The following is a 21176-nucleotide window of genomic DNA, read 5'->3' as shown; positions in this document are numbered from 1 at the left end:
CTAGCCGATCACTGGAACGGCTTGCGGTTCAGCAGCGACCATCCGGCGGGATAGGCGCGGATCAGGGCGACGCCGTAGGTGCCGTTCGCCTTGCCCGTGTACAGCTCCACGCGCGTCTTGCCGGCATCGAGCCGCACCACGTCGCTGTAGCCGTCGCCGTTGAAATCGCCCACCGCGCCGACCAGGCCCGGGAAGGTGATCGTCGGGCCGTAGGTGACGGTGGCGCCGATCATCTTCCAGACCTGCAGGCGACCCAGGCTCTGGCTATGCCAGAACAGATCGGAACGGCCGTCGCCGTTGGAGTCGCCGGTGCCCACGATGGTCCAGTCGCCGCCCGGGAACGAGCGCACCGATACCGCCGTGAACGTGCCGTTGGCCTGCGAGAGCCACTCCCACACGCGGGTCTTGCCGTTGTCGATCCAGATCAGGTCCTCGAGACCGTCGCCGTTGAAGTCGCCCACCGCCGCCACCTTGTAGGTGCCGATCGTGCTGACCGGACCGTAGCTGATGGTCTTGCCGTTCATGCGCCAGACCTGCACCTGGCCGGTGGTCGCGTTGTGCCAGACGATGTCGTCGCGGAGATCGCCATTGGTATCGGCGATGGCGACGATGTTCCAGCCGGCCGGATAGGCGCGCACCTTCATCGGGGTGTAGATGCCGTCCGCCTTGCCCTGCCAGATCCAGACTTCGGTCTTGCCGCTGTCGACCCAGACGATGTCCGAGTAGCCGTCGCCGTTGAAGTCGCCCAGGCCGCTGGAGGAATAGATGCTGCCGATGTTGTTGACCGGCGCGTAGGTGGCGATCTTGGCGCCGTCCATCCGCCAGCCCTGCTGCTTCTGCAGCGACGCGCTGTGCCAGACCAGGTCCGACTTGCCGTCCTTGTTGATGTCGTCGCGCAGCCGCGACCTGACCGGCTTCACCGTCGCGCGGAACTGCGAAATGATCGGCATCGTCTGGTTCAGGCTGCGGGCGTTGTCGGACTGGTTCGCCACGCCGGTCGGGCGTCCCTGATAGGTGATCGACGGGTTCGCGAAGTAGTTGATGGGTTCCTGGACGCCGCTGGCATCGGAGAGCGGATACGCCATCACCGTGTGGAACCGGCCCACCGACGTGGCCTCGCGGTAGCCGAACGAATAGGTATGGACGCCGTAGATCAGCTCGCCCTCGTCGGTCTGGCTGTCCTGGGTGTTGTGCGCCTGGCCCATGTTGTGGCCGAGCTCGTGCGCCAGCGTCTCGTTCAGGCAGTAGTAGCTGTTGCCGTCGTCACCCAGGTCGTCGCCGTCGCTGACCACCGAATAGCCGTAGGGCGCGTCGCCGACGGAGATGCTGGAATTGCCGCCGCCGGTATGGCCGCCCAGGATCCAGGCGATGCCGCAGCCGGCGTTCTCCGGCGCGCGGAAGCGGCGCATGAACACCACCAGGTCCGCGCCGTTGGTCTCGCGCGCGGTGCGCAGCGCGGTGAAGGCCGGATCGACCGGGATCGAGCCGCTGGAGTCGAAGCCCGACATCTTCTGCAGCACGCCGCCGTTGTCGGTGTTGTCGGCATAGGTCACCTGCAGCGCGCCCACATATCGGATGCGCATGCTGATGCCGCTGTTGGCGTACGCCTGGTTGGTACGGTCGATCAGGTTGTTGATGCGGGTGACGGCACCACCCTGCCCGCCGTACATGTCGGCGAAGCCGTTGCTGTACCCGAACTGGACGTCGACCACGGTCGTCGCGACCGCCGAGGCCTCGCCCGCGAGCGGCGCCGCCATGCCGGCAGCCTCCGGCGCGGAGGCCGCGACCGCGCCCACGGCGAACTTCGGCGGCACCATCACGTCGGGCTTGCCGGCCAGGTGGACGTTGCCGAGCTTGCTGCGGTCGGTCGACACCATCCAGGCGCGTCCGCCGGCCATCGTCAGGCGCCAGTCACCGCCGCCCTGCTGCGGGATCGTGCCGAACACGGCGCCCTGGCCGAATGTCAGGATCGCCTCGGCGCCGCTCGCGTCGCGGCCGATCCACGACCAGTCGCCGTTGTCGTGCTCGACGTAGCTGCCGTATTTGAGGCGGACCTGTTCGCCGTTGGGCGTGTTGACCACGAGATCGCCCTTGACGATCGCGTTGAGCGCGTGCTCCTCGCTGATCGCCACCGGATAGGCGGTGAACGCGCCCACGCGCTTCACCTTCAGCATGCTGTCGTAAGCCAGCAGCTCGCCGCGGTCCGGCAGGGAAGCGAAGCCGGGCGCCGATTCGTGGCGCTGGATCAGGCTCAACGCGCCCTTCGCCGCTCGAGCGGAAGGCTGCGCGTCCTGGCCGCGCTTCGAGACGGGCGTGGTGTCGGAGGAGCAGCCGGCCATCATCCCCAATCCGATGACAAGCGCTCCGGTGAGATAGTTACGCATGAGCTTTTTCCTTGGTGGAAACTTGTTGCGCGGCAGGCGCATGGCGCGCCGCCGCGAATCCCGGGACTGGGAAGATATACGTCTTGGGCGGGCCGCGCACGCCGATTATGCCCGGGAAGCTGAGCCTATTCAGCTTGCGTCGGAAAATTTGACGCCGGTCTTGTCCTGCAGCTCTTCCCGCGTGGTGCCGGGCGCCAGCTCCCGCAGCACCAGGCCTTCCGGCGTCACGTCCAGGACCGCCAGGTCGGTGATGATCCGGTCCACCACGCCTACGCCGGTCAGCGGCAGCGTGCACTCGGGCAGGATCTTGTGCTCGCCGTTCTTGGCCGTATGTTCCATCAGCACCACCACGCGCTTGACGCCGGCCACCAGGTCCATCGCCCCGCCCATGCCCTTGACCATCTTGCCGGGCACCATCCAGTTGGCCAGGTCGCCCTTGCCGGTGACCTGCATCGCGCCCAGGATCGCCAGGTCGATGTGTCCGCCGCGGATCATCGCGAAGGAATCGTGGCTGCCGAAGTAGCTGGCGCCCTGGCGCGCGGTGACCGTCTGCTTGCCGGCGTTGATCAGGTCGGGGTCGACCTCGTCCTCGGTCGGGAACGGGCCGATGCCGAGCAGGCCGTTTTCGGACTGCAGCCAGACGTCGACGCCCTCGGGGATATGGTTGGCCACCAGCGTCGGCAGGCCGATGCCGAGGTTGACGTAGGCGCCGTCGGTGAGTTCGCGCGCGGCGCGCTGGGCCATTTCGTCGCGGGTCCAGGCCATTTCAAGTTCTCCACTGAATTGATCACGTGACATCGCTGCCGTCCCTGGCGTGACATTGCGATTCCTGAACGTCCAGCCCGGCCGTCCATGACCGGGCGTTCACGCCTTGGCCGATGCCGATCAGGCATCGGCCAAGGCGCTCACCCCCGCACCGTGCGTTGCTCGATGCGCTTTTCGGGGTTGGGGTTGTGCACGATGCGGTCGACGTAGATGCCGGGCAGATGCACGTGGTCGGGATCGAGCGCGCCGATCTCCACTACTTCCTCCACCTCGGCGATGCAGACCTTTCCGGCCATGGCGCAGGCGGGGTTGAAGTTGCGCGCGGTCTTGCGGAACACCAGGTTGCCGGCCTTGTCCGCCTTCCAGGCCTTGACCAGCGCGACGTCGGCGGTCAGCGCCGTTTCCAGCACGTAGTGCTTGCCGCCGATCTCCCGCGTCTCCTTGCCCTCGGCCACGATGGTGCCGTAGCCGGTGGCGGTGAAGAAGGCGGGAATGCCCGCCCCGCCGGCGCGCAGGCGCTCGGCCAGGGTGCCCTGGGGATTGAATTCGAGTTCCAGTTCGCCGGACAGGTACTGGCGCTCGAACTCCTTGTTCTCGCCCACGTAGGAGGAAATCATCTTGCGGATCTGCCGGGTTTCCAGCAGCAGGCCGAGGCCGAAGCCGTCGACGCCGGCGTTGTTGGAGATCGCGGTCAGGCCCTTGACGCCGCTCTCGCGCAGCGCGGCGATCAGCGCCTCGGGAATCCCGCACAGGCCGAACCCGCCGACCGCCAGGGTCTGACCGTCCGCCACCACGCCTTGCAGCGCCCGATCGGCGTTCGGATAAAGCTTGCCCTTGGGAACGTCTGTCTCGGCCTGGATCATGGCGGGCTCCGCGTTGAAATCGCCGCAGTTTACTGCACCGCGGCACGCCGATATATGTCCATTCGGACAGGGTGCCTGCGCTCAGCCGCCCGGCGCGGACGGCGTGGGACGAACCCGTATCGGCGATCCGTAGCCCTTGCCGGTGTCCAGGTAGATCAGCACTTCGTCGCCGAATTCGCCGGTCATGCGCAGTTGCAGCCTGCGCCGGGCCGGATCCGCGCCAAGGTTCTTCAGCGCGCTCGGCCCGATCCAGCCGGAATTGGCCTGGTCGCCGAACACGAACGTGCATTTCTCGCGGTTGCCCAGGCGAATGGTGCGCATCGAGGCCAGCGCGCGATCGCCGCAGACATCGACCGCGCGGCTCCCCTTGCCGTCGACGTAGGTCAGCTCGTCGATGGTCACCGGCGACTGCAGGAACGGCGTCGGATCCAGGCGGATCGACGCGATCGGGCCGTCGGGAAGATCGACCGCGGCACTGATCGTCCGCACGTCCTCGGCGCCCCGCTCCTGGCGCCCGGGGATCCGCGCCGAGAGCACCTCGTATCCGCCGTACTCCGCCTGCCGCTCGATCTTCAGGTCGAAGCGGTGGACGAAGCGCGCCAGGGGCGTCTCGCCCGCTCCCGTCGCAGCGCTGACGGCGTCGCCGGTGAGGATGGCCATGCGGCCGCCGCCGGCCGCCTGCCGTTGCCGGATCGCCTTCTCCAGCGCGCCGGGAATGTTCTCGCCGCGATCCATGCCGAAGAACTGCGCGGAGGCGGGCAGCGTCGCGTTCGCGAAATAGAAGCCCGGCGCCCAGCTGAAGACGATGCCGTTCGCGGGCGAATGCAGGATGGAGAGCATTTCCTGGTATTTCCTCGCTTCCAGCTTGCGCTGCTCCACCGCCGCCAGCGCCAGCGCGCCGCCGAGCGCGACGATCGCCGCGAGGCCCAGCGCGCGCGAGGCGGGAATCGTCCAGTCGGCCTCCGCCCTGCGCGCCGCCTGCGCGCACAGGACGCCCAGGTACGCGAGCGCGAGCGAAACCAGCAAGGCCGGCGCGGTGATCACGAAGAACAGATGCCGCAGGCTGATCTTCGGAAAGGCATCGAGCAGCGCGGCGACGTTGGTCACCGCCAGGATGCTCAGCACGATCGTCGCGAGGAACGCGGCGCCGCGCAGCAGGCCGGCCTCCCGCGGCAGCGCCGCATGGCCCTTGCGCAGCACGCGCCGGGCGGCCAGCGCGATCGCCACCAGCGTCGACGCGGCCAGCGCCAGGACGAACCATGCATACGCCTGCGGCACCCAGGCCAGCTTGGCGCCGTCGGCGAGCACGGGCGCCCGCAGGAACTCGCCGCCGACCTTGGCCATCGAGTCCCATACGAACGCGCCGGCGCCGCCCTCGCCGTTCTCCACCCACGCCTTGAAGGCCTTGTGGCGGATGCGGGCGCGGTTCCAGTGCGCGTCAGGAACGCTCAGGCGGTACAGCGCCGCCGAGACGGCCCCCAGCAGCAAGGGCGTCAGGGCGTACAGCCAGGCTTTCACGGTGGTCGCGGCGCGGCCCTCGCGCCACCAGCGCACGGCGACGAACAGCAGCAGATAGGCGGTGATGCCGCCCAGCAGCAGGACGGTGGCCGGATACAGCCAGGGCAGCAGCACGATCAGCAGCAGCCTGAACGCCGTCCATCGCGGCATCCGCCCGCGCATGACGTCCCGCAGCACCACGCCCATCAGCAGCGAGCAGGCGAGGATGGTTTCCGTGTAGATCGGCATCCCCCAGCGGGCAAAGCCCAGGAAAGCCGCGTTTCCGGCGACCAGCAGCACCGCCGCGGCGCGGCCGACGCCGCCGCGCGCGAACCCTTCCATCCTGTACAGCGCCAGCCACAGCAAGGTCGCGCCCGCCGCCAGCGCGGCCGGCATCCGGTACCAGAAGAAATCGTTTCCGAACAGCGCATGCGACAGCCAGAACTGCAGCTTGATGATGTCGCTGTAGTGGAAGGTCTTGATGTACTCCCACAAGCCGTCCTTGAGGAACACGATGGCGTTGTGCTCGTCTCCGTTGAGCCGATCCCCGCCCAGCCGGCCGAAGATCAGCACCAGGCCGAAGAACACGGCCGCGATCACCGCCATGGTGCCCAGCGCGCCGGGCGTCGGCCGTCCGGCAACGCTGTCTGGTGGAGTCGGGTCGCCGTCTGCTCGCTTCATCGGGATATGTTCATTTCGCGCTGGAAGGGGCAATGACACCCCTTGTTCCGATCGTCCATAATAGTCAAATGTCGGTTCAGGCTTCATCCGCCCCATAGGCGCCCTTCCCCGGAACCCCGTCGATCGGCCCATGCCCAATCCCCGAATCCCCGCCGTTTCCGTCGTTTCTCCCGTGTACGGCTGTTCGGGCTGCCTTGAGGACCTGGTCGACCGCATCGCCCTGGCGCTGGCGTCGTCCGGCGGCGGGGATTTCGAAGTGATCCTGGTCGACGATGCCAGTCCCGACGGCGCATGGCCGCGCATCGTCGAACTCGCCGCCACCCGCCCCTGGCTGCGGGGCCTGCGCCTGGCGCGCAATTTCGGCCAGCACTACGCGATTTCCGCCGGCATCGAATCGGCGCGCGGCGACAGGGTGGTCGTCATGGACTGCGACCTGCAGGACGTGCCGGAGGAGATCCCGAACCTGCTCGGCCACCTCGGCAATGGCATCGAGGTGGTGTTCGCGCAACGCGCCGAACGGCAGGACAGCGTTTCCAAGCGCCTGGGCTCCTGGCTGTTCTTCAAGCTCCTGTCGTGGATGACCGGCGTCGCGCAGGACCATACCACCGCCAATTTCGGCGCCTACTCGCGCAAGGTCATCGATGCCGTCAATGCGATGCCCGAGCGCGAACGCTGCTTCCCGCTGATGGTGAAATGGACCGGCTTCCGCCATATCGCGGTGCCCGTCGCCCATGCCAGCCGCAGTGCCGGGAAAAGCGGCTACAGCTTCAAGCGCCTGCGCAAGCTCGCCATCGGCATCATCCTCTCCTACTCCGACAAGCCGCTGCGGCTGGTGGTGCGGGTCGGGCTGGTCTTCGCCGCGGTCGCCTTCGCCATGGTCGCGCTCAGCGTGGCGCGCTATCTGCACGGCGACGTGCAGGTCGCCGGCTTCACCAGCGTGATCGCCTCCATCTGGCTGGTCGGCGGCATGGCGATCTTCTGCATCGGCATCATCGGCCTGTACCTGGGCCGGCTGTTCGTGGACGCCAAGGCCCGCCCGTACTATCTCCTCGCCGAGGAAATCGGCGGCGACGGTCCTGCCGTACCCGCTTCCCGAGGCCCGTCGCCATGAGCGCCCACGACCTGCAGCATTCCCCGCTCGATTCCGCGCGTTTCGGCCTGCGCATCTACCGCTGCGCGGCCGACCGGATCGACGCCAAGGGCCTGGCGATGCAGATCATCGCCGCGCGCAGCGACATCTGCATCCTGCGCGTGCCGGCCGGCGCGGCCGGCGGCGTCGATGCGCTTTCGCGATGGGCCTTGCCCGCGCTGCACGCCGATACGCTGGTCTACTACCGCTGCGATCTCGAGCGCTACCAGCCCCAGGCGATCCGCAACCGCGACGTCGCCTTCTCCCTGGCTACGCCGGCCGACCTGCCGGAGCTGCGCGGCCTGATCGCGCACACCTTCCGCGACTACGTCTCCCACTACCACGCCAACCCGCTGCTGCCGCGCGAGAACATCCTCGCCGGATACCAGGAATGGGCCGAGAACCACGTCTCGGGCGTCGACCGCGCGCTGTGGGCCGCGCGGCGCGGCGACCGCATCGTCGCGTTCGCCGCCTGCCACGACCATGCCGACAGCGGCGAGGCCGAAGGCGTGCTCTACGGCGTGGCACCGGACGCGGCCGGCGGCGGACTCTACGGCGACCTGATCCGGCACACCCAGGCCGCGGCCAAGGCGCGCGGCGCGCGCGGCATGAAGGTCTCCACGCAAGTGCACAACTACGCGGTGCAGAAGGTGTGGTCGCGCGAAGGCTTCCATCTTTACCAGGCGCTGGACACGTTCCACGTCAACGCGCTGCTCGATGCCGGCGAGACCATCGTCGACCGCGACCTGGTCTTCACCGCCGAGCAGATCCGGCACTTCGCCGATGCCTCCGGCGACGACAACCCGCTGCACGTGGACGATGCCGCGGCCCGGGCCGCCGGCTTCCCCGGCCGCATCGCCCACGGCGTGCTCGCGGCGGCCGAACTGTCGCGAATCCTGGGTACGCAGACGCCGGGGCCCGGCACCATCATCAGCCATCTGGACATCGCCTTCCTCCGACCGCTGGTCGCCGACGTCGGCTATCGCATCGCGGTGAAAATTCCCGGCGGACTGCGCGCCAGCGGCCCGATGCTGGCCGTGGCGCAGATCCTCGACGCCGAGCGGCGGACCTGCGCGATTATGCGTTCGAGTATCCTATTGCGCGGCTGACGCGGCCACTTTCGCGCGGATCGCGCGCGGCGCGACGGCCAACATCCCAATTCCCGGCAAGCACATGCGATGAGCGGCTACCTCTTCATTTCGATGACCGTCCTGCTCACGCTGTACGGGCAGCTGGTACTCAAATGGCAAACGTCGCTGTCGGGGCCGCTGCCCCCCGGCCTCGGCGCGAAACTGAACTTCCTCGCGCACATGCTGCTCAACCCCTGGGTGCTCAGCGGCCTGGGCGCCGCCTTCGCCGGATCGCTGTGCTGGATGCTCGCGCTGAAGAAGCTTCCGCTGAGCACCGCCTATCCGTTCACGGCGAGCAGTTTCCTGCTGATCATGCTATATGCAGCGCTGTTCCTCGGCGAACCCGTCACCCTGGGCAAGGCGCTGGGAACCACGCTGATCGTCGCGGGCATCGTGGTGATGTCCCTCACCGCATGAGCAATCGTCTATGGCACAGGTCACCAGCGGTCTCCGCTCCGTCCTCTCCAGCCCGGGCGTCTACAGCGCGTTCCAGACCCTGGTCGGGGCCACCCGCCTGCGGAAGGCGATCTGCGCCGAGTACATCAGGGCGAACGCGGGCGACATCCTGGTCGATGTCGGCTGCGGGCCGGCCGAGATCCTCGACCATCTCGACCCTTCGATCCGGTATCACGGCTTCGACCTGTCCCAGGCCTACATCGACACCGCGCGCGAGCAATACGGCGACCGCGGCCAATTCCATTGCGCCGACATCACGCAGATCGCCGACGACGCCATCCCTCCCTGCCAGGTCGCCCTGGCGCTCGGGCTGCTGCACCACCTCGACGACGACGGCGCACGCGGCCTGATCGCGCACCTGTACAAGCGCCTGGCGCCCGGCGGCCGGCTGATCACCCTGGACGGCGGCTACTGGCCTTCGCAATCGCGCGCCGCCCGCTGGCTGATCAGCAAGGATCGCGGACAGAACGTCCGCCCGGGCGAGGCGTATCGCGACCTGGCGGCCGCCAGCTTCGACCGGGTCGAGCTGATCCGGCGCGACGACCTGCTCAACATCCCCTACAGCCACGCCATTCTCGTATGCACCAAGTGATGCTTCTCGGCCTTCCCGCTCCCGCCGGGCGGGAAGGCCATCCGCGGGTGCGCGGCATGGCTCGCATGCGCCGGACCGGCCGCCGATGAAAATGAATCGCTGCCCCGCATGCGGCGGAAACGATCTTAAGCAGGAGGCCTGCGCCTTCTGCGGTTTCGCGCCGGGCAGGATCGACGGCTTCCGCGCCTTCGCGCCTGCGCTGGCCAGCAGCAGCGAAGGCTTCGATCCCGAGCATCACCATGCGCTGGCCGCGCTGGAGGCGGGCAACTTCTGGTTCCGCGCGCGCAACCTCCTCATCGTCACCGCCGCCAGGCGCTACGCACCGGGAATGTCCAGTTTCCTGGAGATCGGCTGCGGGACCGGCTTCGTCATGGGCGCGATGCGCGAGGCGTTCCCGAAAGCGGACTGCGTGGGCAGCGAACTGCTGACCGCGGGACTGCAGCATGCCGCCGAGCGCATGCCCGATGTCGAGTTCGTCCAGATGGACGCGCGCGCCATCCCCTTCGAGCGGTGCTTCGATGCCGTGGGCGCGTTCGACGTCATCGAGCACATCGAGGACGACCGCAAGGTGCTGTCGCAGGCCGCCCAGGCCCTGAAGGACGGCGGTGCGCTGCTGGTCACCGTGCCGCAGCACCAGTGGCTCTGGAGCGAGCAGGACGAGATCGCCCATCACGTGCGGCGCTATTCGCGCCGCGAGCTGGTCGAGCGCGTCGAGGCCGCGGGGCTCGACGTGGTGAAGGTCACGTCCTTCGTGACGCTGCTGCTGCCGCTGATGCTGCTGGCGCGCAAAGGCAAGAAGGCCGCCGCCGCGGCCGACGATCCGTATCGCGAGTTCCGCATTCCCTCCTGGATGAATTCCCTGCTCTACGCCGCGATGCGGCTGGAGCTCGCCCTCCTCAACCTGGGCCTGTCGCTGCCGCTCGGCGGCAGCCTTCTGCTCGTCGCGAAGAAAAAACCCGCATGATCCCGTTCAACAAGCCCTACATGACCGGCCGCGAGCTGTGGCTGATCGCGCAGGCGCACGCCAACGGCCATCTCTCCGGCGACGGTCCGTTCACCAAGCGCTGCCATGCCTGGCTGGAGGCGAACACCGGCGCCAGCAGGGCCCTGCTGACCCATAGCTGCACCGCCTCGCTGGAGATGGCGGCGCTGCTGCTGGACCTGCGGCCCGGCGACGAGGTGATCATGCCCTCGTACACGTTCGTCTCCACCGCCAACGCCTTCGTGCTGCGCGGCGCGGTGCCCGTGTTCGTGGACATCCGCGAGGACACCCTCAACCTGGACGAGCGCCTGATCGAGGCGGCGATCACGCCGCGCACCAAGGCCATCTGCGTGGTCCACTACGCCGGCGTCGCCTGCGAGATGGACGCCATCCTCGCCATCGCCGCCCGCCATGGCCTGTCCGTCATCGAGGACGCCGCGCAGGGCATCATGTCCACCTACCGCGGTCGCCCCCTGGGCGCCATCGGCGAGCTGGGCGCGCTGAGCTTCCACGAGACCAAGAACATCATCTCCGGCGAAGGCGGCGCGCTGCTGTGCCGCGATCCGGAGATGGGCGAGCGGGCGGAGATCGTCCGCGAGAAGGGCACCAACCGTTCGCGCTTCTTCCGCGGCCAGGTCGACAAGTACACCTGGGTCGAGCTCGGCTCCTCGTTCCTTCCGGGCGAAGTCACCGCCGCCTTCCTGGCCGCGCAGACCGACGCCGCCGACAGCATCACCGGTCAGCGCCTGGCACTGTGGGACCAGTACCACGCCTGGGCGCGGGCGCACGAGGAGGCCGGCGTGCTGCGCCGCCCGATCGTGCCCGGGCACTGCACCCACAACGCGCACATGTACTACCTGCTGCTTCCGTCGCTGGAGGCGCGCACCGCGTTCATCGCCGGCATGAAGCAGCGCGGCGTGGGCACGGTGTTCCACTACATCCCGCTGCACTCCTCGCCCGCCGGGCAGCGCTACGGGCGCGCGCAGGGCGATCTGGCGGTCACCGACGCGATCAGCGATCGCCTGGTTCGCCTGCCGCTCTGGATCGGCCTGGAAGCGCACCTGGACGAGGTGCTGCAGGCCGCCGACGCCGTGCTGGGCGAAATCGCCTAGCGCGGCATCGGCGTCGACCGTCCGGACGCGGACGCCCGCGTCCCGGGGCCGGCGCTCCATGCGCCCCCGTCTGCTCTCCGCTAGAATTGGCCTCAGGCTGGCCCGGGCCGGCTCCACCCCCCATAGGAATCGCTGAACGATGAAAATCCTCGTCGCCTACAAGCGCGTGGTGGACTACAACGTCCGCATCCAGGTCAAGCCGGACGGCTCCGGCGTGGTCACCGACGGCGTCAAGCTCTCGGCCAACCCCTTCGACGAAATCGCCCTGGAAGAAGCCCTGCGCCTGCGCGACAAGGGCATCGCCAGCGAGGTCGTGGTCGCCACCATCGCGCCCGCCGACGCCCAGGCGCACCTGCGCAACGGCCTGGCGATGGGCGCCAACCGCGCCGTCCACGTGGTGGTCGACCAGGCCATCCAGCCGCTGACCGCCGCGCGCACCCTGCTGAAGCTGATCGAGAAGGAACAGCCGGACCTGGTGATCCTGGGCAAGCAGGCCATCGACGACGACGCCAACCAGACCGGCCAGATGCTGGCCACGCTCTGGGGTCGCCCGCAGGCGACCTTCGCCAGCAAGCTGGAGATCGATGGCAGCAAGGCCACCGTCACCCGCGAAGTCGACGCCGGCCTGGAAACGCTGGAAGTCGACCTGCCGGCGGTGGTCACCACCGACCTGCGCCTGAACGAGCCGCGCTTCATCAAGCTGCCCGACATCATGAAAGCCAAGAGCAAGCCGCTGGAGACGCTCGCCTTCGCCGACCTCGGCGTGGACACCGGCGACACGCTCAAGACCACCCATTACGCGCCGCCGCCCAAGCGCAGCAAGGGCGTGATGGTCAAGGACGCGGCCGAACTGGTCGCCGCACTCAAGCAGAAGGGGTTGTTGTAATGGGCAAGGTCCTCATCGTCGCCGAACACCTGGGCGGCAAGCTCAACGCCGCCACCGCCAAGTGCGTGTCCGCCGCGCAGGCGCTCGAACCCGAGGCCATCGACATCGTCGTGCTCGCCGCCGATCCCGCCGCCGTCGCCGCCGAGGCCGCGCAGATCGCCGGCGTCGCCAAGGTGCTGGCCGTGGCCAACGCCGCCAACGCCGACGCCATCGCCCAGGTGCTGGCGCCGCAGATCGCCGCGCTGGCCAAGGGCTACAGCCACGTCTTCGGCCCCAGCACCACCTTCGGCAAGGACCTGATGCCCTGCGTGGCCGCCCTGCTCGGCGTGGCCCAGGTCTCCGACGTGATGGCCGTGGAAGGCAGCCATACCTTCAAGCGCCCGATCTACGCCGGCAACGCCATCGTCACCGTCGAGGCGCCCGCCGACCATACCGTGGTCGCCACCGTGCGCACCGCCTCCTGGCCGGAAGCCGCGAAGGGCGGCAGTGCCGCCGTCGAAGCGGCCGCCGTGGAAGCGACGCTGCCCACCCACACCCGCTACGTCGGCCTGGCCGCCGGCAAGTCGGACCGCCCGGACCTGCAGAGCGCCAAGCGCGTGGTCTCCGGCGGCCGCGGCGTCGGCTCGGCGGAGAACTTCAAGATCATCTACGACTTCGCCGACAAGCTCGGCGCGGCGGTCGGCGCCTCGCGCGCCGCGGTCGATGCCGGCTACGTGCCCAACGAGCTGCAGGTCGGCCAGACCGGCAAGATCATCGCGCCGGAGCTCTACGTGGCCGTGGGCATCAGCGGCGCGATCCAGCACCTGACCGGCATCAAGGACGCGGGCACCATCGTCGCGATCAACAAGGACGGCGAGGCGCCGATCTTCGAGATCGCCGACATCGGACTGGTGGGCGACCTGTTCAAGCTCCTGCCGGAACTGGAGCAGGCGCTGCAATGACGCGCCAGGGATAAGATGCTGCGCGAGGACGCGGACTCGATTCTCGGCGGGATCGCCCCGCAGGGACTCATCGTCGCGGTGATTCCCTGCTATCGCGTCCGCCGGCAGATCCTGGACGTCATTGCCGGCATCCCCGACTTCGTCGACCGGATCCTCGTCGTCGACGACGCCTGCCCGGAAGGGTCCGGCGCCGAGGTCGAGGACAAATGCCCGGACCCACGCGTTCGCGTGCTGCGCCATGCCAGCAACGCCGGCGTCGGCGCAGCCATGGCGACCGGCTATCGCGAGGCGCTGGCGTGCGGCGCCTCGATCGCCATCAAGATCGACGGCGACGGGCAGATGGATCCCGCGCAACTGCCGCACCTGCTCGCCCCGCTGCTGCGCGGCGAGGCCGACTACACCAAGGGCAATCGCTTCTTCGACCTGGCGGTGGTCGAACGCATGCCCGCCAGGCGCCTGTTCGGCAATGCCGTGCTGTCGTTCATGAACAAGGCTTCGAGCGGCTACTGGGCCGTCTTCGACCCCACCAACGGCTACACCGCGATCCACGCTGCCGCCCTGCGCCGCCTGCCGCTGGGCAAGCTCAGCCGCCGCTACTTCTTCGAAACCGACATGCTGTTCCGCCTGAACACGATCGGCGCCGTGGTCGAGGACGTGCCGATGGAAGCCAGGTACGGCGAGGAAAGCAGCAACCTGCGCATCTCCCGCGTGGTCGGCCCGTTCCTGTTCGGCCATCTGCGCAACATCGGCAAGCGCATCTTCTACAACTATTTCCTGCGCGACTTCTCCGTCGCCTCCGTGCAGCTGATCGCGGGCGTCGCCCTGCTCCTGTTCGGCACGGTCTTCGGCGGCTACCACTGGTGGCAGTCGTTGCGCACCGGCATCGCCAATCCGGTCGGCACCGTCATTCTCTCGGCGCTGTCGCTGCTGGCCGGGCTGCAGCTGCTGCTGGCCTTCCTTTCCTACGACATGGCCGCGCCGGTGCGGCGTCCCTTGCAGAAGCGATAGGCGCCCGCGGACGCCTCAAGGCCGTCCGACGACGAAATAGGCCTCGTGCAGCCGGTACACGGCGTCGATGTTGATCGCCACCGCCACCGCGACGAAGGCCCATCCCAGCACGGAACGCAGCCCGGCCGGCACGCCGAAGGCGCACCAAGTCAGCGCGAAGGCGGCGGTGACGGTGAAATAGCGGCCCTGCAATCCCTGCACCACGGGCGAATCGGCGGGCGTCCAGTAGATGAAGAGCGGCAGCGCGACCACGACGACGGACCCCAGCGCCATTGCCGCGGCCAGCGGCATCACGTAGCGCGGCGGCCTGCCGCGCGCGGCATCGTTGGCCCAGAACGCCGCCAGCAGCATCGCGCCCGCCGTCCAGTACGTCCACGCCGACAGCTTGACGTCGAGCCAGCCCAGAACGCCGATCATTCTCTGCAGCAGCAGCACGGCGTGCTCTCCCGTCATCGTCCTGGCCAGCGCCAGCGGGAATCTCGCCGGATGCTCCAGCAGCGCATGCAGATTCGCCGTCCAGTCCACGCCCTGCAACGGTTGCGCATCGCCCCTGGCCGAGAGCGTCCAGGCGATGTGCACCAGCCACGGCAATGCCAGATGCCGCAACAGCGCGCCCAGGTAGGACACGCCGGCGCGATCGTAGGCGGGCTTGCAGAACAGCAGGCAGGCCAGCACCCAGGCCGTGCCCGGCTTCAGGAAGGCGATCGCCAGCGACAACGTCCATAGCGCCGGCGCGGCGCGCGCGGGATCCAGGCGTCCTCCCGCGATGCCCGAGATCAGCCCGAGCCAGGCGACGCTCAGGGACAGGGTGAGCGAATCGGCCGAGAGCGAACTCATCTGCGACAGCGTCATCGGCAGGAAGGCGATCAGGAACAGCGCCCATTTGCCGCGTGCCGCGTACGCCAATCCCCAGGCGACCAGCGCGGTGGCCAGCAGCAGATTGAGCATCCTGGCGCCGTACAGGAACTGGCCGAAGCGCATGCCGCCGGCGCAGGCGGCCTTGAACCACAGGCTCGACAAGACGTACTGGTGCGGGAAATAGCCGTTCGCCCCTTTCGCCAGCCCCGCGCCCGTCGGCGCGCAGGCCAGCGGGCGATCCAGCTGCGCGGACAGCTGCTGCCTGGTGAAGGGCTGCTTGTTGACCAGGTAGTCCGAGAAAGGTCCGTACATCGCCCGCGGATCGGGCATGGGCCTGGTTCCGGAATCGCCGAACGCGACGCCCTGGCTGATGCGGACGATCTTGGCCAGATGCGCCTCCTCGTCGGGCACCGCGCCGGGCGGGGTAGCCAGTACGTAGGCGGTCCCCAGCGCCAGCATCATCGCCGCGGCGATCCAATGCAGCCGGCGCTCCAGGACGGCAAACCCTTTCACGGCGGGCATCGCGGCCGCGGCCGCGGCCAGCGATGCCCTGCAGGCGTACGCCGCGGCGGCCAGCGCAAGCACCAGCAGGCCCGCCGCGACCAGGAAGACGCGCTGCCAGACCTGGGCGCGCGCCAGCTTTTCCGCGGACCGTCCCACAAACCGCACCACGACCTTGGGATCGCGCGCGCCATCGGCGGGCCGCATGCGCAGGCATCCCTCCTCGAGGGCGACCGCGGTTTCATCGGCCTGCCGGATCTCGTACTCGCCCGCCGCGCCGGACTGGCCGATGCGCAGCCCGCACAACCTGGTTTCGGCCTTCAGCGGAGGATCCAGCCGCAGCCAGGCGGCTTCGCGTCCGCGCGCATCGAATCCCTGCGCCCGCGCCGGGCCGGTCTCCAGCTTCAGCCATTGCGAGCGGGTTTCCGCGTACTGTCCGCGGGCGTCGTGGAAGACCTGGAGCCAACCGGAGGCATTCGCCTGCGCGGAGAAGGCCACCTCCACCTGCCGCCGCTGGTTGGCGTACAGGACGATGGTCGCCAGCAGCAACAGCAGCAATGCGATTGCCCATCGCATGCGCGTCGCCCGGCGCGGCGCGTCCGTCACGGGATCACCTTCTTCGGACGAGGACGCGGGCGGGTCTCGATCCGGGGCATGTCACGAGCGTCGCGGCGGGAAAGCCAGGCCGGAATTCAGATCGTTCAGGCTCAGGTTCGGATTGTAGGCAGGATCGCTCTGCAGCCAATCGCGCCAGCGTTCCTCCATGTGCCGGACCTCGCCGAGGAAGCGCTGCAGCTTCTCGGGCGCCAGGTCGTTGCCTCTCGAGGCCGATTCGTGATGGTACAGCTCGGCGAACGGCGTCCATACATTGAGATACCCGGCTTCGCGCAGGCGCAGGCAGAAGTCGATGTCGTTGAACGCCACTTGCAGGCGCTCGTCGAGGCCGCCCAGCTGCCGATAGACGCTGCGCCGGACCACCAGGCACGCACCGGTCACAGCCGACAGGTCCTGCGCCACCTTGGCGCGCGCACCGTGCCCGGCATGGCCGCGCAGCTGTCCCGCGTAGGCATGGTTGGCCACGCCGCCCACGCCCAGGATGACGCCGGCGTGCTGGATGCGGTCGTCCGGGTAGTACAGCATGGCGCCGACCGCGCCGACCTCGGGACGCCAGGCGTGTCCGGCCATTTCCTCCAGCCACTCCTCCGAGATCACCTCGATGTCGTTGTTGAGCAGGCACAGGATCTCGCCGTCGGCCTGCCCGACCGCCCAATTGTTGATCGCGGAATAGTTGAACGGCGCGTCATAGGCCAGCACGCGCGCCGCGCCGCTGTCGCGCAATTCGTCCAGGTACGCCAGGGTCTCGGGTTCGCCGGACTGGTTGTCCACGACCAGGATTTCGTAGTTCGGATAGCGGGTCCGCCGCAGCAGGCTGTCGACGCAGTTGCGGAGCAGGCCGACCTTGTCGCGCGTCGGAATGATTACCGTCACCTTGGGCGCCGGATCCGGCAACCGCCAGCGCACGCGGTAGTGCCCATGCGCCAGCTCTTCCGCCCCGGCGGCGGCATCGGTGCGCCTGAGGTGGTCGTCGACGGCGCGGCAGCCCGCGGCGGAGGCGTAATCCTTCGCGTCGCGCCCGAGCGCGGTCGATCCCGCGATGGCGCGCCAGTGGTAGAGCACCTTGGGGACGTGCCGGATCTGCCCGGCCGCCAGGCGCTCGCTGCAGCGCAGTACCAGGTCATGGTCCTGGCTGCCCTCGAAGCCCGCGCGGAAGCCGCCGACCTCGCGCACCAGCGCCGTGCGCGCCACCGTGAAATGGCAAAGGTAGTTCTGCGAGCGCAGCAGGTCCGGATTCCAGCCCGGCTTGAAATACGGATGGAAGCGGCGCCCCTCTTCGTCGATCTTGTCCTCGTCCGAATACAGCAGCTGCAGCTCCGGATTTCCGGCGATCGCCTCGGCCATCTCCAGCAGCGCGTGCGGGCGCAGTTCGTCGTCGTGATCGAGCAGGCCGACGAAATCGCCCGTCGCCAGCGCCAGCGCCGAATTGGAGGCCTGCGAGATATGGCCGTTGCTTTCGCGGTAGGCGACGCGGATGCGCGGATCGCGACGCTCGTATTCGCGCAACAGCTCGCGCACGCGCGGGGAAGGCGAGGCGTCGTCGGCGATGCACAGCTCCCAGCGCGGATACGCCTGCCGCAGCACGCTGTCGAGGCATTGCCGCAGCCAGCGCTCGGGCGTCTCGTAGACGGGCACGACCAGCGAGATCAGCGGGCCGTCGCCCAGCGCGGCCGCGCGCTGCCGCATCGCATCGAATTCGGCGGCGCCGATGGTGTCGTAGCGGTCGACCCATTCGGCATAGCCGTCGCTGCTGCCCTGCAGCCCGCGCGTATGCTCGGAGAACAGTTCGCGCGCGGCCTCCGACAGGCCGCGGCGCGAGGCGGTACGTGCGAACCGTCCCGCCGCGCCGCCGACGCGCCGCCACCCGCCTTCGCCCGGCGGCCTGCGCAGCCCAAGCAGCATGTCGAGCAATGCGGAAAAGCGCCCGAGCCGCTGCAGCTCGAAGCGGCGCAGCTCGAAGTTGCTGCGCTTGAGCGTGGGATCGAAGCGCAAGGCATGGACGTCGTGCTTGAACAGCACCAGCGTATCGATGGCGCCATCGCCGCCCGACTCGGGCAACGGGATGGCATCGCCGTACATGACCCCCTGGCCGTAGTCCGGATAGAAGCACGGCGCGACGAGGCCTCCGTGCCGGGGGTCGAGCCGGAGCCGCAGCCGGTACCACCCGCCCGCCAGCCGGGCGGGCGCGCCTTCATCGCTCTGGAAGGCGAACCACGGATCCTCGCCGGTGACCCGCCAGGCCGCGCCGGCGTCCGCGGTCTCGATCCGCTCGAGCTGGCTCATCGGCTGCAACCGCATGCGCCGGCGGCGCCCGGACCAGCCTTGCCTCAGCACCGCGGGGACGGGATGCCCGCCGCCTGGATGCGCCTCCGGGCGCATGCCTTGACCCTGTGTCACGGAGACTCGAACACTCATCTATCGCCAGAATCCGGCATTCGCGGGACGGGCCGCGCCACGGCCGCCCGCCCGCGATCGAAGCGGATCAGGGCGCCAGCGTCAGGCGGCGGCCGATCCCGCAAACGGCTTCGCCCTTCGGGGTGTCGAAAGCCAGATAGACGACATAGTCGCCGGGCGCCAGATCGGCGACGTCCAGGCTGACCTTGAAGCCGGACTTGAGGTACTCGGGCGAGCCCAGGTGCTTGGCGACATCGGCGCGGTCGCCGCGGTTGACGATGTCCTGCTCCCAGGCCGAAATGCCGTTGGCCGTCTGCAAGCGGATCTTGACGTTGTTCGGAATCGACTTCGATTCCTCGTCGACGATCCAGCCGCCGATGTCGATCGTGGCGGTCTTGGTCGCCTTGGGCGACTCCGGCCAGAACAGCGTGCCGTTGGCGGTCTCGATGTTGCAGCTCTTGTTCTGGGCGGTGCCGGTCTTCAGGCGCACGTCGGTGGTGCGCATGGACAGCGGCTTGCGGGCGGCGGGCTGCGTGCCCGGCTGCTCGGCGGAAGGCTGCTGCGCCGGCGCGTCCGCCTGCTTTTCGCCGCAGGCGGCGAGCAGCCCGAGCAGGACCATCGGCATGATGACGGCGTTGCCTACTTTGGTTCTCATAATGAAAATCCTGGGATAACGGGAGAGTGGAATGTTGCGGGATGACGGATGGCGGAGCGGAGGACGCGGGCGACCGGGTCGCATCCGTGGAAAGGCGAGGCTCCACGGGATAATCCGGCGTCAAGCGTGCTTGAGAACCGACTCGCTCCAGCGCTTTGTACACAAAACCACATCGGTATATTCGCCAAGCACACCGATGCTTTGTTTCGAAAACCGCAGGATCTCTACGTCGAAATCGGCCCAGTACGACAGCATCTGGTGGATAGTGTACCCGTAATCCCAGGTCACCAAGGCCCCCTCCTCGTTGATCGGGTTGCCGTGATATTCCGGTTTCTCCAGGTGCTCGACGCTCCCGTCCGGCCGCAGCCGCGCCCGCGGTTTATGCGACTCGACCTGCCCGGCCCGGATGGGAAAGGTGCATAGATATATTCCGCCGGGCTTCAATGTCCGATGAATCTCCTTAATCATGGCCCCGGGCTGGAAGACGTGCTCGAAGACGTCCAGGGTGACCACGATGTCGAAAATGCCGTCCTCGAAGGTTTGGGCTTCCAGGTTCTCGTTGCGGTAGCCGCCCACCTGCTCGCCCATCGGCGAGTCCGGGAAGAAGTGGCTGCCCGTATAGCCGGCGCATTCGCGGCGAAGCTTGGCCGAGATGCCGCGGGTGGCCGGGGACGACTCGTGGATCCGCAGCTTGCGCCAGTCCGGCGCCACGCGGTTGAGCACGTGGGCGAGCGCCCTTTCGCGGGGCACGGAACCGTTTTCACAGGTCAGGCAGGTCAATGCGCCGCGCAGCCAGATGTTGTTTGAGACGAACCTGGCGGAGCGCTCGCAAATCGGGCAGTACCCCAGGATCTCGATGTGGTACTTCGCGCCGCTGTCTTTCGGATGGTCGTCGCTCAAGTTTTTCTCCAGGCCACTAGCTGACCGCGTGTCGGACGGCTGAGGGGTTTTCGCGTCACACCAGAAGATCCGCCGGTCTCAGGCTGAACACCGAATGCCCGGTGTATTCGTCCCAGGCGTTTTCCGGAATGGCGGCCGCGCGCAGCCGCTCCGCCGGGAACCGCTCCTTCAGGCGATATTCCGTCGGAATGTCGAAGACCGATCCGATCGTTTGGCCGATGTCGCGCGGCGAGAACCGACGCACGTGGTCGAACTGGCCGAAGCGCCGGGTCGCCTCCTCGTGCGAGAGCGGCGCCAGGGACTCCTCGTAGGAAGCCCCGTAGATCGGAATCGAGAACAGATGGTGCCCGTCCGGATTGAGCATCTTGTGCAGGCGGATGAGCACCACGGCGTAGCTGCAAGGCAGGTGTTCGATGACATGCGAATGCAGGATCAGATCGAACTTCCCGGGCAGCTCGTAGTCGCGCTGGCACAGGTCGACCTTGCGGATGCCGGGGATGTGCGAGTAGCGCTCCAGGTCGTAGTCGGCGGGAACGTAGTCGGAAAAGGTTTCCCTCAACCACTCCGACAGGCCGCGCTCGGGCGCCAGGTGCAGCACGCGCGACTCGGGCGGCAGCCCCAGGCTCTCGATGTACATCTTCATCAGCCGCGTCCGCTCGTAGGAGCCGCAGTTCGCGCACAGCACGGCCTTCCGGCCATTGACGTCGGTAAAGTCCGACGAACCGCAGACGTTGCACCTGACTTCGACTTGCATGGACAGCTCCCGCAATTTCACGACAAACGACACATCGCCGGCACCTTCGAAGCCGGAGCCTCGCCCCGGCTTC

At 68.3% G+C, this 21176-nt stretch carries 18 protein-coding genes; 9 read left to right on the top strand and 9 right to left on the bottom strand.

The genetic code is table 11. The features are described from left to right. Positions 1-8: 8 nt before the first annotated feature. The 4 genes from MD221_RS07825 to MD221_RS07810 form a co-directional block, all read right to left on the bottom strand. On the bottom strand, positions 9-2384 hold the full coding sequence (locus tag MD221_RS07825; protein ID WP_242109671.1) for an FG-GAP-like repeat-containing protein: 2376 nt from the start codon (positions 2382-2384) through the stop codon (positions 9-11). Positions 2385-2513: 129 nt separating this feature from the next. Then, complete coding sequence (locus MD221_RS07820; RefSeq protein ID WP_242109668.1) at positions 2514-3149, bottom strand: CoA transferase subunit B; 636 nt, start codon at positions 3147-3149, stop codon at positions 2514-2516. A 140-nt stretch (positions 3150-3289) separates the two neighbouring features. Beyond that, positions 3290-4012, bottom strand: coding sequence for a CoA transferase subunit A (locus tag MD221_RS07815; protein WP_242109666.1), 723 nt, complete (start codon positions 4010-4012; stop codon positions 3290-3292). A gap of 81 nt (positions 4013-4093) precedes the next feature. After that, complete coding sequence (locus MD221_RS07810; protein ID WP_242109664.1) at positions 4094-6190, bottom strand: hypothetical protein; 2097 nt, start codon at positions 6188-6190, stop codon at positions 4094-4096. A gap of 130 nt (positions 6191-6320) precedes the next feature. Here MD221_RS07810 and MD221_RS07805 point away from each other — a divergent pair, with 130 nt between their 5' ends. From MD221_RS07805 to MD221_RS07765, 9 genes are all read left to right on the top strand, one after another. Further along, positions 6321-7301 carry a glycosyltransferase family 2 protein gene (locus MD221_RS07805; protein WP_242109662.1) on the top strand — a complete coding sequence of 327 codons (981 nt, stop codon included), beginning with the start codon at positions 6321-6323 and terminating at the stop codon, positions 7299-7301. Continuing rightward, complete coding sequence (locus tag MD221_RS07800) at positions 7298-8428, top strand: GNAT family N-acetyltransferase (protein ID WP_242109659.1); 1131 nt, start codon at positions 7298-7300, stop codon at positions 8426-8428. The genes MD221_RS07805 and MD221_RS07800 overlap by 4 nt, the downstream gene beginning before the upstream one ends. A 69-nt stretch (positions 8429-8497) precedes the next feature. Beyond that, the gene (locus tag MD221_RS07795; protein WP_242109657.1) at positions 8498-8866 is read left to right on the top strand and encodes an EamA family transporter; all 369 of its coding nucleotides are present in this window, start codon (positions 8498-8500) and stop codon (positions 8864-8866) included. Positions 8867-8876: 10 nt separating this feature from the next. Then, complete coding sequence (locus tag MD221_RS07790) at positions 8877-9497, top strand: class I SAM-dependent methyltransferase (protein WP_242109655.1); 621 nt, start codon at positions 8877-8879, stop codon at positions 9495-9497. A gap of 85 nt (positions 9498-9582) precedes the next feature. Beyond that, a complete protein-coding gene (locus tag MD221_RS07785) occupies positions 9583-10461 on the top strand; it encodes a class I SAM-dependent methyltransferase (protein ID WP_242109653.1) in 879 nt (292 codons plus the stop codon). Beyond that, complete coding sequence (gene rffA, locus MD221_RS07780) at positions 10458-11591, top strand: dTDP-4-amino-4,6-dideoxygalactose transaminase (RefSeq protein WP_242109651.1); 1134 nt, start codon at positions 10458-10460, stop codon at positions 11589-11591. The genes MD221_RS07785 and rffA overlap by 4 nt, the downstream gene beginning before the upstream one ends. Before the next feature lie 139 nt (positions 11592-11730). Continuing rightward, positions 11731-12477: an electron transfer flavoprotein subunit beta/FixA family protein gene (locus tag MD221_RS07775; protein WP_242109649.1), complete on the top strand. Its 747-nt coding sequence runs from the start codon at positions 11731-11733 to the stop codon at positions 12475-12477. Further along, entirely contained in the window at positions 12477-13418 is a 942-nt protein-coding gene (locus tag MD221_RS07770; RefSeq protein WP_242109647.1) for an electron transfer flavoprotein subunit alpha/FixB family protein, read from the top strand. The genes MD221_RS07775 and MD221_RS07770 overlap by 1 nt, the downstream gene beginning before the upstream one ends. 15 nt (positions 13419-13433) lie before the next feature. Then, complete coding sequence (locus MD221_RS07765; protein ID WP_242109645.1) at positions 13434-14426, top strand: glycosyltransferase family 2 protein; 993 nt, start codon at positions 13434-13436, stop codon at positions 14424-14426. 15 nt (positions 14427-14441) lie between these two features. On the opposite strand, the gene MD221_RS07760 is transcribed toward MD221_RS07765, so the two are convergent. From MD221_RS07760 to MD221_RS07740, 5 genes are all read right to left on the bottom strand, one after another. Next, positions 14442-16361 (bottom strand): DUF2142 domain-containing protein, encoded by a 1920-nt coding sequence (locus MD221_RS07760; protein WP_242109644.1) that lies wholly within the window; start codon positions 16359-16361, stop codon positions 14442-14444. Between the two features lie 81 nt (positions 16362-16442). Next, positions 16443-18683 carry a glycosyltransferase family 2 protein gene (locus MD221_RS07755; RefSeq protein WP_242109642.1) on the bottom strand — a complete coding sequence of 747 codons (2241 nt, stop codon included), beginning with the start codon at positions 18681-18683 and terminating at the stop codon, positions 16443-16445. A gap of 199 nt (positions 18684-18882) precedes the next feature. Next, on the bottom strand, positions 18883-19449 hold the full coding sequence (locus MD221_RS07750; protein ID WP_242109640.1) for a hypothetical protein: 567 nt from the start codon (positions 19447-19449) through the stop codon (positions 18883-18885). Between the two features lie 120 nt (positions 19450-19569). Then, complete coding sequence (locus MD221_RS07745) at positions 19570-20349, bottom strand: class I SAM-dependent methyltransferase (protein WP_242109638.1); 780 nt, start codon at positions 20347-20349, stop codon at positions 19570-19572. 55 nt (positions 20350-20404) lie between these two features. Next, entirely contained in the window at positions 20405-21103 is a 699-nt protein-coding gene (locus tag MD221_RS07740) for a methyltransferase domain-containing protein (RefSeq protein ID WP_242109635.1), read from the bottom strand. Positions 21104-21176 lie beyond the last annotated feature (73 nt).

The sequence above is a fragment of the Luteimonas aquatica genome (assembly GCF_022662575.1).
Classification (GTDB): domain Bacteria; phylum Pseudomonadota; class Gammaproteobacteria; order Xanthomonadales; family Xanthomonadaceae; genus Luteimonas; species Luteimonas aquatica.
The sequence above is the reverse complement of the archived record's forward strand: the minus strand, read 5'-3'. Positions and strand labels throughout refer to the sequence as shown.